The 15,801-nt window shown below is 71.2% G+C and carries 14 protein-coding genes; 7 read left to right on the top strand and 7 right to left on the bottom strand.

Going from position 1 to position 15,801, the window contains the following annotated elements:
- The first annotated feature begins 22 nt into the window (after window positions 1–22).
- On the top strand, window positions 23–1,396 hold the full coding sequence (locus CFP66_RS19095; RefSeq protein ID WP_094926069.1) for an MFS transporter: 1,374 nt from the start codon (window positions 23–25) through the stop codon (window positions 1,394–1,396).
- A gap of 93 nt (window positions 1,397–1,489) precedes the next feature.
- Here the strand turns inward: CFP66_RS19095 and CFP66_RS19100 are convergent, their stop codons facing one another.
- From CFP66_RS19100 to CFP66_RS19115, 4 genes are all read right to left on the bottom strand, one after another.
- Entirely contained in the window at window positions 1,490–2,515 is a 1,026-nt protein-coding gene (locus tag CFP66_RS19100) for a LacI family DNA-binding transcriptional regulator (protein WP_233159543.1), read from the bottom strand.
- 37 nt (window positions 2,516–2,552) lie between these two features.
- Window positions 2,553–4,091, bottom strand: a complete 1,539-nt coding sequence (locus tag CFP66_RS19105; RefSeq protein WP_094926075.1) for a DASS family sodium-coupled anion symporter — start codon at window positions 4,089–4,091, stop codon at window positions 2,553–2,555.
- Window positions 4,088–5,488, bottom strand: a complete 1,401-nt coding sequence (locus CFP66_RS19110) for a lyase family protein (RefSeq protein ID WP_094926078.1) — start codon at window positions 5,486–5,488, stop codon at window positions 4,088–4,090. Before CFP66_RS19110 ends, CFP66_RS19105 begins: the two co-directional genes overlap by 4 nt.
- Window positions 5,489–5,602: 114 nt before the next feature.
- Window positions 5,603–6,304 carry a type 1 glutamine amidotransferase domain-containing protein gene (locus tag CFP66_RS19115; protein WP_094926081.1) on the bottom strand — a complete coding sequence of 234 codons (702 nt, stop codon included), beginning with the start codon at window positions 6,302–6,304 and terminating at the stop codon, window positions 5,603–5,605.
- Between the two features lie 165 nt (window positions 6,305–6,469).
- Between CFP66_RS19115 and CFP66_RS19120 the strand changes: the two genes are divergently transcribed.
- Entirely contained in the window at window positions 6,470–7,384 is a 915-nt protein-coding gene (locus tag CFP66_RS19120) for a helix-turn-helix transcriptional regulator (RefSeq protein ID WP_233159544.1), read from the top strand.
- A gap of 34 nt (window positions 7,385–7,418) precedes the next feature.
- Here the strand turns inward: CFP66_RS19120 and CFP66_RS19125 are convergent, their stop codons facing one another.
- Window positions 7,419–8,360 carry a LysR family transcriptional regulator gene (locus CFP66_RS19125; protein WP_158228149.1) on the bottom strand — a complete coding sequence of 314 codons (942 nt, stop codon included), beginning with the start codon at window positions 8,358–8,360 and terminating at the stop codon, window positions 7,419–7,421.
- Between the two features lie 264 nt (window positions 8,361–8,624).
- On the opposite strand from CFP66_RS19125, the gene CFP66_RS19130 reads away from it, so the two are divergent.
- The 4 genes from CFP66_RS19130 to CFP66_RS19145 all read left to right on the top strand — a co-directional run bounded on the left by CFP66_RS19130 (window position 8,625) and on the right by CFP66_RS19145 (window position 13,773).
- A complete protein-coding gene (locus CFP66_RS19130) occupies window positions 8,625–10,097 on the top strand; it encodes an NAD-dependent succinate-semialdehyde dehydrogenase (RefSeq protein ID WP_094926288.1) in 1,473 nt (490 codons plus the stop codon).
- Complete coding sequence (locus CFP66_RS19135) at window positions 10,094–11,509, top strand: lyase family protein (RefSeq protein ID WP_094926090.1); 1,416 nt, start codon at window positions 10,094–10,096, stop codon at window positions 11,507–11,509. The genes CFP66_RS19130 and CFP66_RS19135 overlap by 4 nt, the downstream gene beginning before the upstream one ends.
- Window positions 11,510–11,587: 78 nt before the next feature.
- Window positions 11,588–12,343, top strand: coding sequence for an SDR family oxidoreductase (locus CFP66_RS19140; RefSeq protein ID WP_094926093.1), 756 nt, complete (start codon window positions 11,588–11,590; stop codon window positions 12,341–12,343).
- Window positions 12,344–12,369: 26 nt separating this feature from the next.
- Window positions 12,370–13,773 (top strand): MFS transporter, encoded by a 1,404-nt coding sequence (locus CFP66_RS19145; RefSeq protein WP_094926096.1) that lies wholly within the window; start codon window positions 12,370–12,372, stop codon window positions 13,771–13,773.
- On the opposite strand, the gene CFP66_RS19150 is transcribed toward CFP66_RS19145, so the two are convergent.
- Window positions 13,708–14,118 (bottom strand): type II toxin-antitoxin system VapC family toxin, encoded by a 411-nt coding sequence (locus tag CFP66_RS19150; RefSeq protein ID WP_094926099.1) that lies wholly within the window; start codon window positions 14,116–14,118, stop codon window positions 13,708–13,710. The two genes, CFP66_RS19145 and CFP66_RS19150, sit on opposite strands and share 66 nt — an antisense overlap.
- A complete protein-coding gene (locus CFP66_RS19155) occupies window positions 14,118–14,390 on the bottom strand; it encodes a type II toxin-antitoxin system Phd/YefM family antitoxin (RefSeq protein ID WP_094926102.1) in 273 nt (90 codons plus the stop codon). The genes CFP66_RS19150 and CFP66_RS19155 overlap by 1 nt, the downstream gene beginning before the upstream one ends.
- 180 nt (window positions 14,391–14,570) lie before the next feature.
- Between CFP66_RS19155 and CFP66_RS19160 the strand changes: the two genes are divergently transcribed.
- On the top strand, window positions 14,571–15,800 hold the full coding sequence (locus CFP66_RS19160; protein WP_094926105.1) for an FAD-dependent monooxygenase: 1,230 nt from the start codon (window positions 14,571–14,573) through the stop codon (window positions 15,798–15,800).
- Window position 15,801 lies beyond the last annotated feature (1 nt).

Here is a 15,801-nt window from a genome sequence, read left to right on the forward strand (position 1 = left end):
CGCGCCAGCATCAGGAGCGCCAATGAACGCCGCCCCGTCGAAAGAGTCCACCTGGGAGGAATCCCGACGTCGCCTGATCCAGGGAACGGTCGTCGGCAGCCTGATCGAGTGGTATGACATCGCGATCTACGGACAGGCCGCCGCGCTCGTCTTCGGCACGCTCTTCTTCCCTGACTTCTCACCGACCGTCGGCCTGATCGCCGCGTTCGCCACGTTCGGCGTCGGGTATTTCGCCCGGCCGATCGGGGCGCTGATCTTCGGCCACATCGGGGACCGGTACGGCCGCCGGACCGCCCTCGTCGGGACTCTCATGCTCATGGGGATCGCGACGGTCGCCATCGGCCTGCTCCCCACGTTCGCGAGCGTCGGACTGGTCGCGCCCATCCTGCTGGTCGTGTGCCGGCTCCTGCAGGGCCTCGGAGTCGGCGCCGAGTACGTCGGCGCCGTCACGATGGTCTCCGAGTTCGCCCCCGTCCACCGTCGCGGCTACTACTCGGCGCTCCCGGCGTGCGGCGTGTTCCTCGGAATCGGACTGGCCGCCGCCGTCAGCGGCGCCGTCGCGACGCTGCCGGCCGATCAGCTGATGAGCTGGGGGTGGCGGGTGCCGTTCCTGCTCAGCCTTGTCGTTGTCGGGATCGGGCTGCTGATCCGGCTGCGTGTGCCCGAGTCGCCCGTGTTCGCCGAGATGCGGGATGCGCGCAAGCGCACCCGGGTGCCGGCACTGACCATGATCAAGGCCATGCCGACGCGGCTCCTGCTGGTCATGGTCGCCAACGGGCCGCTGGCCTTCAACATCTACGTCGTGCAGACCTACGCCCTGAGCTATCTGGCAGGCAACGGGGTCTCCACATCGACTGCGTTGTTCGCGCTGCTCGTGGGCTGCGCCGTCGGAGCTGCCGCCATCCCGCTGGTCGGCAAGCTCTCCGACAGGGCCGGGCGCAAACCGGTGTACATCGCGGTCTCCTTGTTCTGTGCTCTCATCTCCTTCCCGTTCTTCTGGTTGCTCGACACCGGCAACACCGTGCTGATCCTGGTGGCGTTCGCCCTCGCGCTCGGTGGCGGCTGCCTGGCGATGTTCGGGTCGCAGGCGGCCTACTTCGCCGAGCTGTTCCCTGCGGCGTACCGGTTCAGCGGCTTCGGCCTCGGGCGGGAGATCCCCGGCGCTGTGCTCGCCGGACCCGCGCCGGTCATCGCGGTCGCGCTCGTCGCCGCCGCCGGTGGCGAGCCGTGGCTGCTCGCCGTGGCGCTCGTTGTCGTCGCCGTCGCGAGCGCGGTGGCGGTCTTCTTCCTTCCGGAGACGCGCGGCGCCGAACTGGCCCCGATCGTGCCGATCGAGCCACATGCGGGAACAGGGGCGATGCGGACCTCCACGGCCGAGCGCGCCGAGCGGCAGTGACACACAGGTGTGTCGGAGCCCGTGGAGCGGTACGCAGTGTTCTTCCCGTCGGCCCCACGATCGTCGGCAACACCGTCGTCGGCAGGGTGCGACTCAGGTCCTGCAGTTGGACCCACCGTCGTGCGGCACGATCCGGACAGAGCCCCGTTTCCTCACCTCACCGGCGAGGCGGATCGTCGTCGTGGGTCGCGCGTTCGTCTCGCCGATCGTCGCGATCAGCTCGAGGGCGGCTCGCCTGCCCATCTCGGCCAGTGGCGGTGCGAAGGTGGTGATGCCGGGTCGCCAGATCGCGTACCACTCGGGATCACCGAGCCCGGCCAATGAAAGATCGTCGGGGATCCGCAGGCCACACGCCCCCGCCCAGCGCAGGACGCCCATCACCAAGCGGCTGCTCAGGGCGACCACAGCGGTGGGGAGGTCGTGCCCGACCCGCTCCATCGCCTCGGCGCCACCGTCAGCGCTGAACTCGGTGACGACCACCCGGTATCGAGGTGCCGCCGATGCGTTCTCGACCAGGCCGGCAGCGTCCGCAGCCCGTCGGAACCCGGTCGCGCGCTCGTCGCTGGTGGAGAGCCGCGGGGCACCGACGAGCGCGACGAGGTCGGTGTGCCCGGCGTCGATCAGGTGCCGGGTCAGCTCTGCCACCCCGGCGACGTCGTCGCTGACGACGGCGGTGGCCGTCGCCGTGCGGGTGTGCCGGTTGAGCTGGACGACCGGGAGCCCGGGGGGAGGGGCGCCGTCGGGGTCGACCGGGACGTGCACCACGCCGTCGACCTGCCGGTCGAGCATGGTCTCCCACGCGTGCCGCTCGCCGTCGATGCTGTTGCCGGTGCTGGCGACGAGCAGCTGGTAGCCCGCAGCGTCCAGTTCGGACTGCAGGACGGCGGCGCTGGCGGTGTAGAACTCGTTGTGGATGTCCGGGAGCATCAGCCCGACGACGTGGCTGCGTCGCTCGCGCAGGGCGCGGGCGGCGGCGTTGCGGCGGTAGCCGAGCGAAGCCGCGGCCTCGAGCACCCGCAGCCTCGTCTCGACGTCGACGTAGCCGTTCCCGCTGATGGCGCGGGAGGCCGTGCCCACGCCGACCCCGGCCAGGCGGGCGACGTCCGCGAGGGTGCTCACGGGGTCGAACCTACTGGCCGGGATCGTGCTCATCGCGTCACGGGAGCGCGAGTCCGATCATCGAACCGATGCCGACCGTCGCGAGCAGGATCAGCGGGATCGTCGCCAGGTCGGCGACGACGCCGGTGCGGATCATGCGGATCATCGGGACGTAGCCGGAGCCGTAGACGATCGCGTTCGGCGGCGTCGAGACCGGCAGCATCGCGCCCGCATTTCCCCCGAAGATCGCGGCCATCGCCGGGATCAGCGGATCCACCCCGATGGCGATCGCGATCGGGATGATGATCGGTACGGCGATCCCCACCGAGGCCGTGTTGCTGGTGGTCTCCGAGATCACCATGCCGAGGACGATCGCGACCAGGCAGAGCAGGACCGTCGACTGCACGCCGGTGAGGTCCGCGACCGCGGCCCCGATGGTGTCGGCCAGGCCGGTCCCGCTCATCATCCGGCCGATGGTCAGACCGACGCCGACCAGCACCACGGTGCCCCAGTCGATCTTCGCTGCGTCCGGCCAGGTGAGCGTCCGACCCCCCTCGCGTGCAGGGAGGAAGAACAGCAGGCCTGCCGTGGCGACCACGACGGCGCCCTCGTTGAGGCGGTCGACGGCGGTTGCCGGCAGCGTGTCCGGGGTGACCAGGCCGAGAGTCTCCAGCAGCGAGGGCACCACCCAGAGGGTCACGGTGACCACGAAGATCCGCAGCACGTTGCGCTCGCCACCGGTCATCGGCCCGAGCGCGCGGTGGGCGTCGCGGAAGTGCTCCTGCCCGTCGGGGATGCGCCGGGCCTCGGGCTTGTTCAGCAGCACGAGCGCGGTGAACATGGCCGCACCGAGCGCGAGGACGTAAGGCGCGGACATCGCGAGCCAGTCGAACAGCGGGATCTGGTAGCCGGTCATCTCCTCGACGGCGCCGCGTCCGATGACGTTCGCGATACCGGTGATCGGGGTCAGCACCGAGCCGACGCCCGCGCCGTAGGCGATCGCCAGCATGAGCAGGCAGGAGAACCGGGTGCGGTGGCCGGTGATCGTGGGGTCCTGCTCCTGGATGAGGTCGCCGACGGTGCGGACGACGCCGACACCGATCGGCAGCAGCATCGCCGCGGTCGCCGACGCCGACACCAGGGTCGCCAGCAGCATCGCGACGACGCCGAAGGCCAGGGCGGTGCGGTAGGTGCTGTTCCCGACCCCGGGCAGCGACAGCACCCGCAGCGCGAACCGGCGGTCGAGGCCGTGCACCGTCATCGCCCGGGCCAGCAGGAACGCGCCGATCACCAGGAACACCGTCGGCGAGCCGAACGCCCCGAACACCTCGGACGGCGTGCCGACGCCGAGCAGGACCAGCAGCGCGATGCCCATCAGCGCCGTTGCCGCGATCGGGATCGTCTCGCAGATCCACAGCACGATCACGAACGCCAGCACCGCGAGCATCCCCCGCTGCGCGACCGGCATGCCGCCGGGCCAGAACAGGGCCAGGGCCATCAGCGGGAGGACGGCGAAGGCGCCGACCCGTGAGCGGACGCGGTCGAACCGGTTCTGCGGCCCCTCGACGACGACGGCGGATTCGGCCGGGGCGCTCATGTGGCCAGCTCCGACATCGCGGTGTCGACGAGCGGGATCGCCGGGGCGGCGGACCAGCCGCGCACCGCGGCGTCGGCGATCCGGCCCGCCTCGCCGACGTAGTCGTCGGCGGCGACCAGCGGGTCGGGCAGCAGGTCCCGCTTGCCCTTCTCGCCGGCCACCTCGGGCAGCACCTCGGTCAGCGTGCGGCCGGTCGTCCGCGCCCGTGCGGCAGCCTCGTAGACGAGGTCGTGCGCGTGCTCGCGTCCCATCGCCGCGGCGAGGGAGATCATCTGCGCCTCGGCCATGACCAGCCCGCCGTCCTGTTCGAGGTTGGCGCGCATCCGCGCGGCGTCGACGCGCATGCCCTCCACGATGACGAGCGTCTCGGACAACGCGGTCCCGGCCAGCACCGCGAGCTGCGGGACGACCTGCCACTCGATCTGCCACTCGCCGGCGGCCCGCTCGTGGCCTGCCTCCTGCAGCCGGGCGAGCGACGACGCCAGCGCTCCTGCGGTGCCGGCGAGTCCGATGACGACCTCCGAGGAGATCGGATTGACCTTCTGCGGCATCGTGGAGGACGCGCCGCGATGGTTCTCGAACGGCTCGAAGACCTCGCCGATCTCGGTGCGGGACAGGTCGACGACGTTGCGGGCCAGCTTCGCGCAGGTGGCGGTGACCGTCGTGCAGAGCCAGCCGAACTCCGCGACGCCGTCGCGGTCGACGTGCCACGGGACGTCGGTGTGGTGCAGTCCGAGCAGTTCGGCCATCGTCGCGCGCACCTGCGAGGAGCGCGGGCCCAGCGCGGCCGCGGTACCGCCGGCGCCGAACAGCGACACCAGCGTGATCCTCGGCGCGGCCTGTGCGAGGCGCTCGCGCTGCCGGGTGAACTGCGCGAGCAGGGTGGCCAGCGTGGCACCGAGGGTGGTGGGAACGGCCTGCTGGGCGTGGGTGCGGGCGGCCATCACCGTCGCCGCGTGCTCCGCGACCCGCGCGGCGAGGGCATCACCGACCCGGCCCAGTGCGCGGTCGAGGGCGGTCAACGAGCGGGTCATCTGCAGCGCGAGCCCGGTGTCCATGATGTCCTGGGTGGTCGCGCCGTAGTGGACGCGGCCGTCGGGACCGGGTGGGAGCACGGCGCAGACCTCGCGGACCAGGCCGAGGATCGGGTAGCCGACGTTGCGGGCGGTCTTCCAGAGGGTCTCGTCGTCGACGTTGCGCAGCCGGGCGGCGTCGACGATCGCGTCGGCATCCTCCCGGGTGATCACGCGGTGCTCGGCCTGGGCGAGGGCGAGTGCCCGCTCTGCGGCGAGCCAGCTCTCGATCGAGCTCTGCTCGGAGAAGATGCCCAGCTGCTCCTCGTCCCCCGCGAGGTGCATGAGCAGGGAGAAGGGGGACCGACCAGCGGTCGGGGTCATCGTCGAACCTCCATGGCGCGGCATCGCAGCATGCGCCGTCGGTGTGTGGAATGGATTCCAGTATGGAATCCATTCCACACCCGGTCAACCTCGTCCCGCCGTCGCGGTCAGGTGCTACCCCGCGAGCGCGGTGATCATCGCGTCGGCCATGGGCGCGCTCGAGGCCGGGTTCTGGCCGGTGAACAGGTTCCCGTCCTGCACGGTGTAGGGCTGGTACGGCGCTCCACCGGAATGCTTGGCGCCCCTCTCGCGCAGCCGAGTGGCCAGCAGCCACGGGGCGCCCTCGGCGGTGCCGAAGATCTGCTCCTCCTCGTCGGTGAACGCGGCCATCGACCGCCCGGAGAACAGCCACTCGCCCTCGGAGTCCACGGCGGACAGCAGCCCCGCCGGCCCGTGGCAGACGGCGCCGATCGGCTTTCCGGCTGCGTCCGCCGCGGTGAGCAGGCGGCCCAGGGTGGCGTCCTGGTACAGGTCGACGACGGGGCCGTGCCCACCGGGCAGGACCACCGCGACGTAGTCGGCGATGTCGACCTCGCTGAGCGAGAGCAGCGGCCCGAACTCGCGCAGCGCCTCCTCCGCGCGCTCCACCCAGCGAGCGGCCTCCGGTCCCGCGAGCGACGGATCGGCGCTGTGCGCGTCGAGGGGCTGGAGCACCCCGCCCGGGGAAGCGAAGTCGACCGTGTATCCGGCCTTCACGAACTGCTCGTGCGGTGCAGCGAGCTCCTCGGCCCAATACCCGGTCGGATACGCCGAGCCGTCGGTGCGCTCCCAGACGGCTGCGGCGGACATGACGATCAGAACCTTGCCGTTGCTCATGTCGATCCTCTCGCTCCTTCTTCGCCGGTGATCGGCGCGACTCCGAGAGTGGCGTGCGAGGACCCGCCGCGGGGGCTCATCCCGCGCCCTGTGCAACCTGGTCCTGCGCGACCTAGGACGCACAGGACCAGTCATGGACGGGCGAGATCGGGGAGGATGTGCCCCGTGGCAGCGACGAACCGCGCGACGAACCGCGCGACGAACCGCGCGACGAACCGCGAACTCGCCGACTTCCTGCGGCGTGCCCGCAGCCAGGGCGACCCGACGCGGGCGGGCCTGCCGCCCGACGGGCGGGTTCGCCGGGTGCCGGGGCTGCGCCGCGAGGAGGTCGCGTTGCTGGCCGGGGTGTCCTCCGACTACTACGCCCGCCTCGAGCAGGGCAGGCGCATCACGCCTTCCCCAGCCGTGGTCGAGGCGATCGGTCGCGCCCTCGGCCTCGACGCCGCCGGACGTGCGCACCTGGAGGACCTCATCGGGCTGCCCACGGCGGCGGCCCGTCCGCGGGCCCGCGCTGTGCAGCGCGTGCGTCCCGGGCTCTACCAGCTCCTCGACTCCCTCGACGGCGAGCCGGCGTTGATCCTCGGTCGCCGCACCGACGTCCTGGCCGCCAACCCGATGGCCAAGGCGCTGTTCACCGACTTCGACCAGCTGCCGGCCACCCAGCGGAACTACGCCCGCTGGATGTTCCTCGACGAGCACGCCCGATCGCTGTTCGTGGACTGGTCCGACCAGGCCCGGGCCGCGGTCGAGAGCCTGCGCTTCGAGGTCGGCCGCGACCCCGACGACCGGGCCACCGTCGAGCTCGTCGGCGAGCTGCGCGGGCACAGCCGCGAGTTCGACCAGTGGTGGGAGCAGCACCGGGTGCACCAGCGCACCCACGGCGCGAAGCGCCTGCGTCACCCCCTCGTGGGGGACCTGACCGTCGAGTTCGAGACCCTCACCCCGCCCGGCGACCCCGACACGACCCTGTTCGTCTACACCACCGAACCCGCGTCCCCCTCACGGCGGGCCATGGACATCCTCGCCAGCTGGGCCGCATCCGGCCCGGGCGCCGACGCACAGCACCAGGGTCACCGGTAGAACACGACGGACCGCACGCGGTGGCAGGCGGGTGTCACACCGGTCCGGACGTCCGCCGGGGCTGGAGGGACCGTGTCCAGGCGTGCTGGGAAGCCCATAGGCGGAAGCCCTCCGCCGTCGGCTCCAACGGACGACGGGTCGAGACGAGCAACCCGATGTTGCGGTGGTGCCGGGGCACGATCGGTACCTCGACGGAGCCGGCGAGGGATCCGCCGTGGCGGGCGGGCAGGACCGCGACGCCGACGCCCGCCGTGGCGAGACCGCGCACGGTCTCGACCTCCTCGGTCTCGAACCCGTAGCGCGGCCGGACCCTGGCCGCGCCGAACAGCTCGTCGACCTTGCGACGCAGGGCGATACCCACGGAGAGACCGACGAAGGTCTCGTCCCGGCAGTCGTACAGGCGGACCGACTCCCGGCGTGCCAGCCGGTGGTCGGCAGGGACGACGAGGACGAACGGTTCCTTGAACAGCTCGGTCGCGACGATGTCGACGTCGCTGGTCCGCACCGAGCTCATGGCGACGTCGATCGTCCCGTCGTGCAGCTTCTCGATCAGTTCCTCGTGCGCTGCCTGCACCAACGCCAGCCGGACGCGGGGGCGGGTGGCGCGGTAGGCCCGCAGGAGCTCCGGTGCCCGGCTCGCTCCCAGCGTCCGGAGGAACCCGAACACGATCTGCCCCCGACCCGGGTCGGCGGCCTCGTGTGCTCGTGCCACACCCATGGCCAACGTGGTGTGCGCCGAACCCACCGCCTCGGCCAGCGCGACGCCGGCCCGGGTGAGCTCGATCCGCCTGCCGACCCGCTGGGTGAGTGCCACACCGACGGTCCGGCTCAACGCCGTGAGCCAGCGCGTTGCCGTGGGCTGGGGCACGCCGACCGCCTCGGCCGCTGCGCTGAGGTGACCACGCTCTGTCATCGCGTGCAGCAACACCAGCCTCGGCATCAGATCCGACGCGGCGCTCGATGACGGCGAGAGCATCGCGCCATCGTAGTTCGCCGTCGGCGACCCACTCCGCGACTCGGCGGGCAGCGCACGCCGTTGCACGACGAGCGGCAGCGCGACCTCCAGAACTGGATGGGTGATCTCCGATCCTGAATACGAGCAGGCGATGCCGTACGGATCGACGACTCGTCCTGGTCGTGGATGGCCATTCTCCTGCACTGACGGTGACAACGGCATTCCGTCGATGCACAGTTGCGGCCGATCGGGCTGGACGAAGCGAAGAGTGAGGACCTCGAAGCGATGAGCGGCACGTTTTCCGAAGCCGAGGTGCTGGGTGGGATCGAGAAGGGGTTGCTGATCGGGGGCCGATTTCGCGCCGCCGCCGGCGGACGGACCTTCGCGGTCGAGAACCCGGCGACCGGCGAGTCGCTCTGCGAGGTCGCCGACGGCTCGGCGGAGGACGCCCGTGATGCCCTCGCTGCCGCATCGGCGGCGCAGAGCTCCTGGGCGGCAACGGCTCCACGTGAGCGCAGCGAGATCCTGCGACGCGCCTACGACCTCCTCGTCGAGCGCACCGAGGAGATCGCGGCGCTGATCACGCTCGAGATGGGCAAGTCGCTGGCCGAGTCGCGCGCCGAGGTCGCATACGGCGCCGAGTTCTTCCGCTGGTACTCCGAGGAGGCCGTGCGCATCCAGGGTGACTTCGCGGTCGAGCCCGGTGGTTCGGGACGGATCGTGCTGATGCGCCAGCCCGTCGGCCCGAGCCTGCTCATCACACCGTGGAACGTCCCGTTGGCCATGCCGACGCGCAAGATCGGCCCGGCGATCGCGGCCGGCTGCACGATGATCCTGAAGCCTGCCGAGCAGACCCCGCTCACGGCGTTGCTGCTCGCCTCGGTGCTGGGCGAGGCGGGTCTTCCCGACGGGGTGCTCAACGTCGTCACCACCTCCGACCCCGGGGCGGTCGCCGAGCCGCTGATGCACGACGACCGGCTCCGGAAGCTGTCGTTCACCGGATCCACCGATGTCGGCCGGAAACTGATCGCGAGTTCGGCGGACAAGGTGTTGAAGACGTCGATGGAACTGGGCGGGAATGCGCCGTTCATCGTGTGCGCTGATGCCGACATCGACGCCGCGGTGGACGGCGCGATGATCGCGAAGATGCGCAACATCGGTGAGGCGTGCATCGCCGCCAACCGCTTCTACGTGCACGCGGACGTCGCCGAGGAGTTCACGAGCCGGTTGACGGCACGAATGAGCAAGATGGTGGTCGGCCGTGGCATCGACGAGGGGGTCGAGGTCGGCCCGCTGATCGACGCCGACCAGCGGGACAAGGTCGCCACGCTCGTCGACGACGCCGTGGGCCGTGGCGCTCGCGTCCACACCGGAGGCGCTGTGCCGTCCGGGCCGGGCTACTTCTACCCGCCGACCGTGCTGAGCGAGGTCCCGTCCTCCGCGCGCATGGTCGAGGAGGAGATCTTCGGGCCGGTCGCGGCGATCTCGCCGTTCACCGACGAGCAGGAGGTCCTCCGCTCGGCCAATGCCACCCGGGCCGGGCTCGTGAGCTACGTCTTCACCCGTGACACGGGCCGCGCGATCCGGTTCGCCGAGGGGCTCGAGACCGGGATGGTCGGGCTGAACCGCGGGTTCGTCTCGAACCCGGCTGCGCCCTTCGGGGGCATGAAGCAGTCCGGCTTGGGCCGGGAGGGCGGCAGGGCCGGCATCGAGGAGTACCTCGAGCTCAAGTACGTCGCCGTGGACGTCGATCGATGAGTGCCGAACCCGTCGTCGCGCGGTTTCGCGGGTCGCGACAGGAGGTCGACTTCGGCGGTGCCGTGATGGTCCCCGACAGCGCACTGTGGGGAGCCCAGACCCAGCGCGCGGTCGAGACGTTCACCATCAGCGACCTGCGCCTTCCACGCAGCTACACCGCTGCGCTCGGGTCGCTCAAGCGGGCCGCCGCGCGCGCGAACACCGATCTCGGTCTGCTCGCTCCGCCGCTCGCCGAGGCGATCGTGGCCTCGGCGGGCGAAGTGGCCGACGGCCTGCTCGACGACCACTTCCCGGTCGACGTGTTCCAGACCGGCAGCGGCACCAACACGAACATGAACGCCAACGAGGTGATCGCCAACCGGGCCAACCAGCTGCTCGGCATGCCGTTGGGGACCAAGCGCCCGGTCCACCCGAACGACCACGTGAACCTCGGGCAGTCCTCCAACGACGTCACGCCCACCGTTGTCCACCTGACCGCGCAGGCGGCGATCACGCACCGGTTGGTGCCCGCCTTCTCGCACCTCGCGGCATCGCTGCGTGCGCTCGCCGAGGCCACCGACGACGTCGTCAAGCCCGGGCGCACCCACCTGCAGGACGCGGTCCCGATCCGGCTGGGGCAGGAGTTCCTCGGGCATGCCGGCCAGATCGAACGCACCCTCGACCGGTTCCGTTCCGCGCAGAGCGGCCTGGCCGAGGTCGCGCTCGGCGGCACGGCGGTCGGAACGGGCCTCAACACCCATCCCGGGTTCGCCGGCCGGGTCGTCGCGGCCCTGGCCGCCGAGTTCGACGTGGAGCTGCGGGAAACCGAGAACCATTTCCAGGCCCAGAACACCCTCGATGCGGTCGTGTTCGCCTCGGGCGCCCTGCGGACGGCTGCGGTCGGCCTCCTCAAGATCGCTGACGACGTGCGCTGGATGAGCAGCGGACCGCGCGCCGGGTTGGGCGAGATCGAGGTGCCCGGCCTCTCGATGGGCTCGTCGATCATGCCCGGGAAGACCAACCCGGTCGTCGCGGAGGCCGTGTGCCAGGTCGCGGCCAAGGTGACGGGAAACGACGCGACAATCGCGCTGGCGGGCGGCCGCGGCAGCTTCGAGCTCACGGTGATGACCCCGATCGTCGCCTACAGCCTGCTGGAGTCGATCGAGCTCCTGGCCGGCGCGGCCACCGTCTTCGCCGACCGGTGCATCAGCGGGATCCGTGCCACGTCGGCCGGACCGGCAGCGGTCGAGCGGGGTCTGATGATGGTGACCGCGCTGTCTCCCCGCATCGGATACGACGAGGCGGCCGCCATCGCCGCCGAGGCCCGCACCAGCGGACGCACGATCCGCGAGGTCGCCCGCGAGCGCACGGACCTGCGGGAGGACGAGCTCTCCGAGCTGCTCGACCCGCGCCGGATGACCGGATCGCGCTGACCCGTGGTGGATGACGCTCGCGACGAGCCGTCGCGAAGCCCGGAACCCGAGCACACCCGAGTTCACACAGGAGTGGTCATGGAACTGTCGTTCAGGAACAGGGTCGTCGTCGTGACCGGCGCGGCCGGCGGATTCGGCTCCGCGATCGCGCGGACGTTCGCCGCCGCGGGGGCGCACGTGGTCGTCTCCGACATCGATTCGGCGGGGGCGGAGAAGCTCGCCGCCGATCTGCCCTCGGCGATCGCGGTCACCACCGACGTCACCGATGCGGACGCCATGCGCAGCCTGGTCGAGACCGCCGAGTCGGCCTTCGGAGGCATCGACGTGATGGTGAACAACGCCGGTGTGCCGCATCGCACGGCAGCGCTCGTCGATCTGGACGTGGAGACGGTGGACCAGCAGCTCGCGGTGAACGTGCGCAGCGTGTTCCTCGGCTGCAAGTACGCCGTCCCCGCGCTCCGCCGCCGAGGTGGGGGAGTGGTCGTGAACGTCGCCTCCATCGCGGCGAAGCGCCCTCGACCCGGCCTGACGATCTACAACGCGACAAAGGGTGCGGTCATCACCCTGACCCGCGGCCTGGCCGCCGAGGTGGGGCCCGACGTGCGCGTGAACGCCGTCAACCCGGTCATCTCCGAAACGGGGTTCGTCAAGAGCTTCACCGGCGCCGACGACCTCCCCGACGACCTCCGCGAGAGCTGGGTCGCCGGAATCCCGATGGCGCGCACCGCCACCGCCCAGGACGTCGCCCACAGCATCCTCTACCTCGCGTCCGACCAGGCCGGCTTCCTCACCGGGGTCTGCCTGGACGTCGACGGTGGCCGCAGCATCCAGTGAGTTCGTCCGAGATCAGGGAGCCAGGAATGTCGACGACGCGTTCCGCAGCACAGGTCACCACGAAACCATCGGCCGCGAAGGTCGCCGTGGCGGGCTTCATCGGCACGACGATCGAGTGGTACGACTATCTCGTTTTCGGCGCGGCCACCGTTCTGGTGTTCAACCCGCTGTTCTTCCCGACCCTCGACCCGCTCGCGGGCACCCTCGCCGGGTTCGCGACGCTCGCGGTCGCGTTCCTCGCACGTCCCGTCGGCGGGCTCGTGTTCGGGCACTTCGGTGACCGGATCGGGCGCAAGAAGATGCTCGTGCTCTCCGTGGTCATGATGGGGGCCGGCACGTTCGCCGTCGGGCTGCTGCCCACCTACGAGACGATCGGGATCTGGGCTCCGATCCTGCTGGTGGCGCTGCGGTTCGTCCAGGGCTTCGCCGTCGGCGGCGAGTGGGGCGGCGCCGTCGTCATGTCGCTGGAGCACGCGCCACCGAACCGCCGGGCCTTCTACGCCAGCTTCCCCCAGGCCGGGGTGCCCGCGGGAACCTTCCTGTCCAGCAGCGCCTTCTTCCTGGTGACCCTCATGCCCGAGGAGCAACTGCTGAGCTGGGGATGGCGGATCCCCTTCCTGTGTTCGGCGATCCTGATCGTCGTCGGGCTCTACATCCGCATGCGCGTGACGGAATCACCGGAGTTCCTCGCTCTCCGGAGCGGCGGCGATGTCGCGAAGCTGCCGGCGGCCGACGTCTTCGCGTCGCACAAGAGGGCGTTGGTCGTCGGGTCGCTGTGCCTGCTCGCCCCGAACGCGGTCTTCTACCTGGCCAGTACGTTCTTCCTCAGCTACGGCCCGGTCCACCTCGGGCTGAGCCGGGGCCTCGTCCTCACCGCGCTGCTGGTGGCCTCCGCCGTCCAGGTGGTGACCCTGCCGCTGTTCGCGATCATCGCCGACCGGACGGGCACGAAGAACTTCCTGATGGCCGGGAGTGCCGTCGTCGCGGTCGGCGCGTTCCCCGTCTTCCTCCTCTTCGACACCGGCACCGTCGCCGGCGTCGTCGCGGCCTACCTGCTGGCCCTCCCCGTTCTGCATGCCCTGGTCTACGGCGCGGTCGCGGGCTTCATCGCCGAGTTGTTCCCGCCGAAGGCGCGCTACACCGGCTCGTCGGTGGCCTACCACCTCGGGGGCGCGGTCACCGCGGCTCCCGTGCCGATCGTCGCAACCCTGCTGCTGACCGAGTTCGGCACCTCCGCAGCGATCGCCGTCTACCTGATCCTGGCGAGCCTGGTCTGCGGCCTCGTCATCTCGTTGGCCCCCGCGCCCCGGGGGCCGGTCGAGTCCGCACGTCCGCGGTCGGAGGTGGCTGCTCGCCACTCGCCATCAGGCGTGCGTGGCAGCGCCGGGGCTCGCGACCGGCATCCCGAGGTTCGCGCCGGCCAGCAGTAGCCGCCTGTCGTAGGTCACGAACGCGGTGATGCGGGATCCGAGGACTACGTGAGCCGTCGCGAGGTGGATGGCATCCAGCGACCGCAACTCGGTCCCGTCGTATGCCGCCGCGGCAGTGCGGACGGTGCGGTCGATCTCGTGTCGGGCGAGCCGTTCGAGGAGCGGGGGGACCTGGGGGAGCAGTGCCGGGTCGATCCGTCGCAGCGCTCTCGGCAATTCGACCTCGGTCAACGTCGACGTCACGAAGAGTGTGTCCATGCGGTCGTCGAGCCAGTCGGCCAACGCGTCGCTCTCCGGCTCGGGGCGGAGCAGCTTCACCAGCGCGGCCGTGTCGAGGTAGATCATCAGAACCGCTCGTCGTCACGCATCTCCCGCAGCACGGCACCCGCCTCGGAATCGGTGCGCACCGCACCGACCGGACGCGGCACCGGGCCCCGACGGGTGGGTGGGTGCAGTGTGCCGGCGGCGATGAGGTCGGCGAGCGGGTGCGCCTGTGCGGGCACGAGCCGCGCGATGACAACGCCGCGCTCTGTCACGTCGAGCTCCTCGCCGCGCTTCACTCGCGCGAGGACTCCCGCAGTGTCCTGGTTGAGCTCGCGAACGGGTACCTCGCCCATTCCACGCAGGGTACTACGCTGATGTACTACGCGCCGAGCCGTGCTCGGAGACCCAGATGATGATGATTGCGCAGCGATGAGTTCCTGACCGCGCCCGAGTCCCACCGTTCAGCTGGGGGCGGACCGAGGGCCGGACCGACTCCACATCATCGATACGGATCGGACGAGAGGGGGGCACCGGTGAGCGGCATCAGGGTGTTGGTGGCGGGGGCGAGCATCGCGGGGCCCGCGCTGGCCCACTGGCTGCACCGGCGGGGGGCCGAGGTGACCGTGGTGGAGCGGGCCCCCGAGCTGCGTCCCGGCGGGCAGGCGGTGGACGCGCGCGGGGTGGCGAAGGAGGTCATCCGGCGCATGGGGCTGGACGCGGCGGTACGCGCGGCCTGCACCGACACCGCGGGCGCGTACACCGTGGACGCGGACGGGACCGTGCTGGAGACCTTCCGGGCGGACGACCACGGCGGCGACGGGTACATCGCGGAGATCGAGATCCTGCGCGGGGACCTGTCCCGGGTGCTGTACGACGACACCCGCGACGGTGTCGAGTACGTCTTCGGCGACCGGATCGCCGCGCTCACCCAGGACGCGGACGGGGTCGACGTGACCTTCGCGGGCGGCGACCGGCGACGCTTCGACCTGGTGGTCGGCGCGGACGGGCTGCACTCGGCGCTGCGGGAGATGGTGTTCGGGCCGCGGGAGCAGTTCATCCGCCACCTCGGGATGGTGCTGGCCTTCTACAGCGTCCCCAACGAGTTCGGGCTGGACCGCTGGCTGATCGACTACCAGGGGGCCGGGCGCTCGGCCGGCCTGCGGCCCCTCCACGACGCCGCCCGGGCGATGGCCATGTTGTCCTTCACCGCAGCCGACTTCGACGTCGACCACCGCGACGTCGAAGCCCAGAAGCGCCTGCTGCGCGAGCAGATGACCGGCCTCGGCTGGCTGACCCCGCAGATCCTCGCGCACCTGGACGACACCCCGGACTTCTACCTCGACCAGGTCGCCCAGGTGGCGATGGACCGCTGGTCGAGCGGACGGGTGGGGCTGCTCGGGGACGCGGCGTTCAGCCCGTCGCCGATGTCGGGGGGTGGCACCGGGCTGGCCCTGGTTGGCGCCTACCTGCTGGCCGGAGAGCTGGCTGCCGCCGGGTGGGACCCGGAGGCCGGGTTCGCGGGATACGAGGCGCGGATGCGCTCGTTCGTCGAGGCCAACCAGGAGATCGGCCGGATGCACGTGCAGAGCCGCGAGGCCCCCGCGCCGGACACCCAGCCGAGCCCGGAGCCCGACATGGAGGCGCTCATGGAGCTGGTCGAGCGTGCGATCAACGGCGTCGAGCTGCCCGACTACGCCGGGGTGCCGGACTCCGGTGCTCCGGCCGGTTCGGCCTGGACCGGCGTCGACCGGGCACGGGCGTAGC

This window comes from Pseudonocardia sp. MH-G8 (assembly GCF_002262885.1).
Classification (GTDB): domain Bacteria; phylum Actinomycetota; class Actinomycetes; order Mycobacteriales; family Pseudonocardiaceae; genus Pseudonocardia.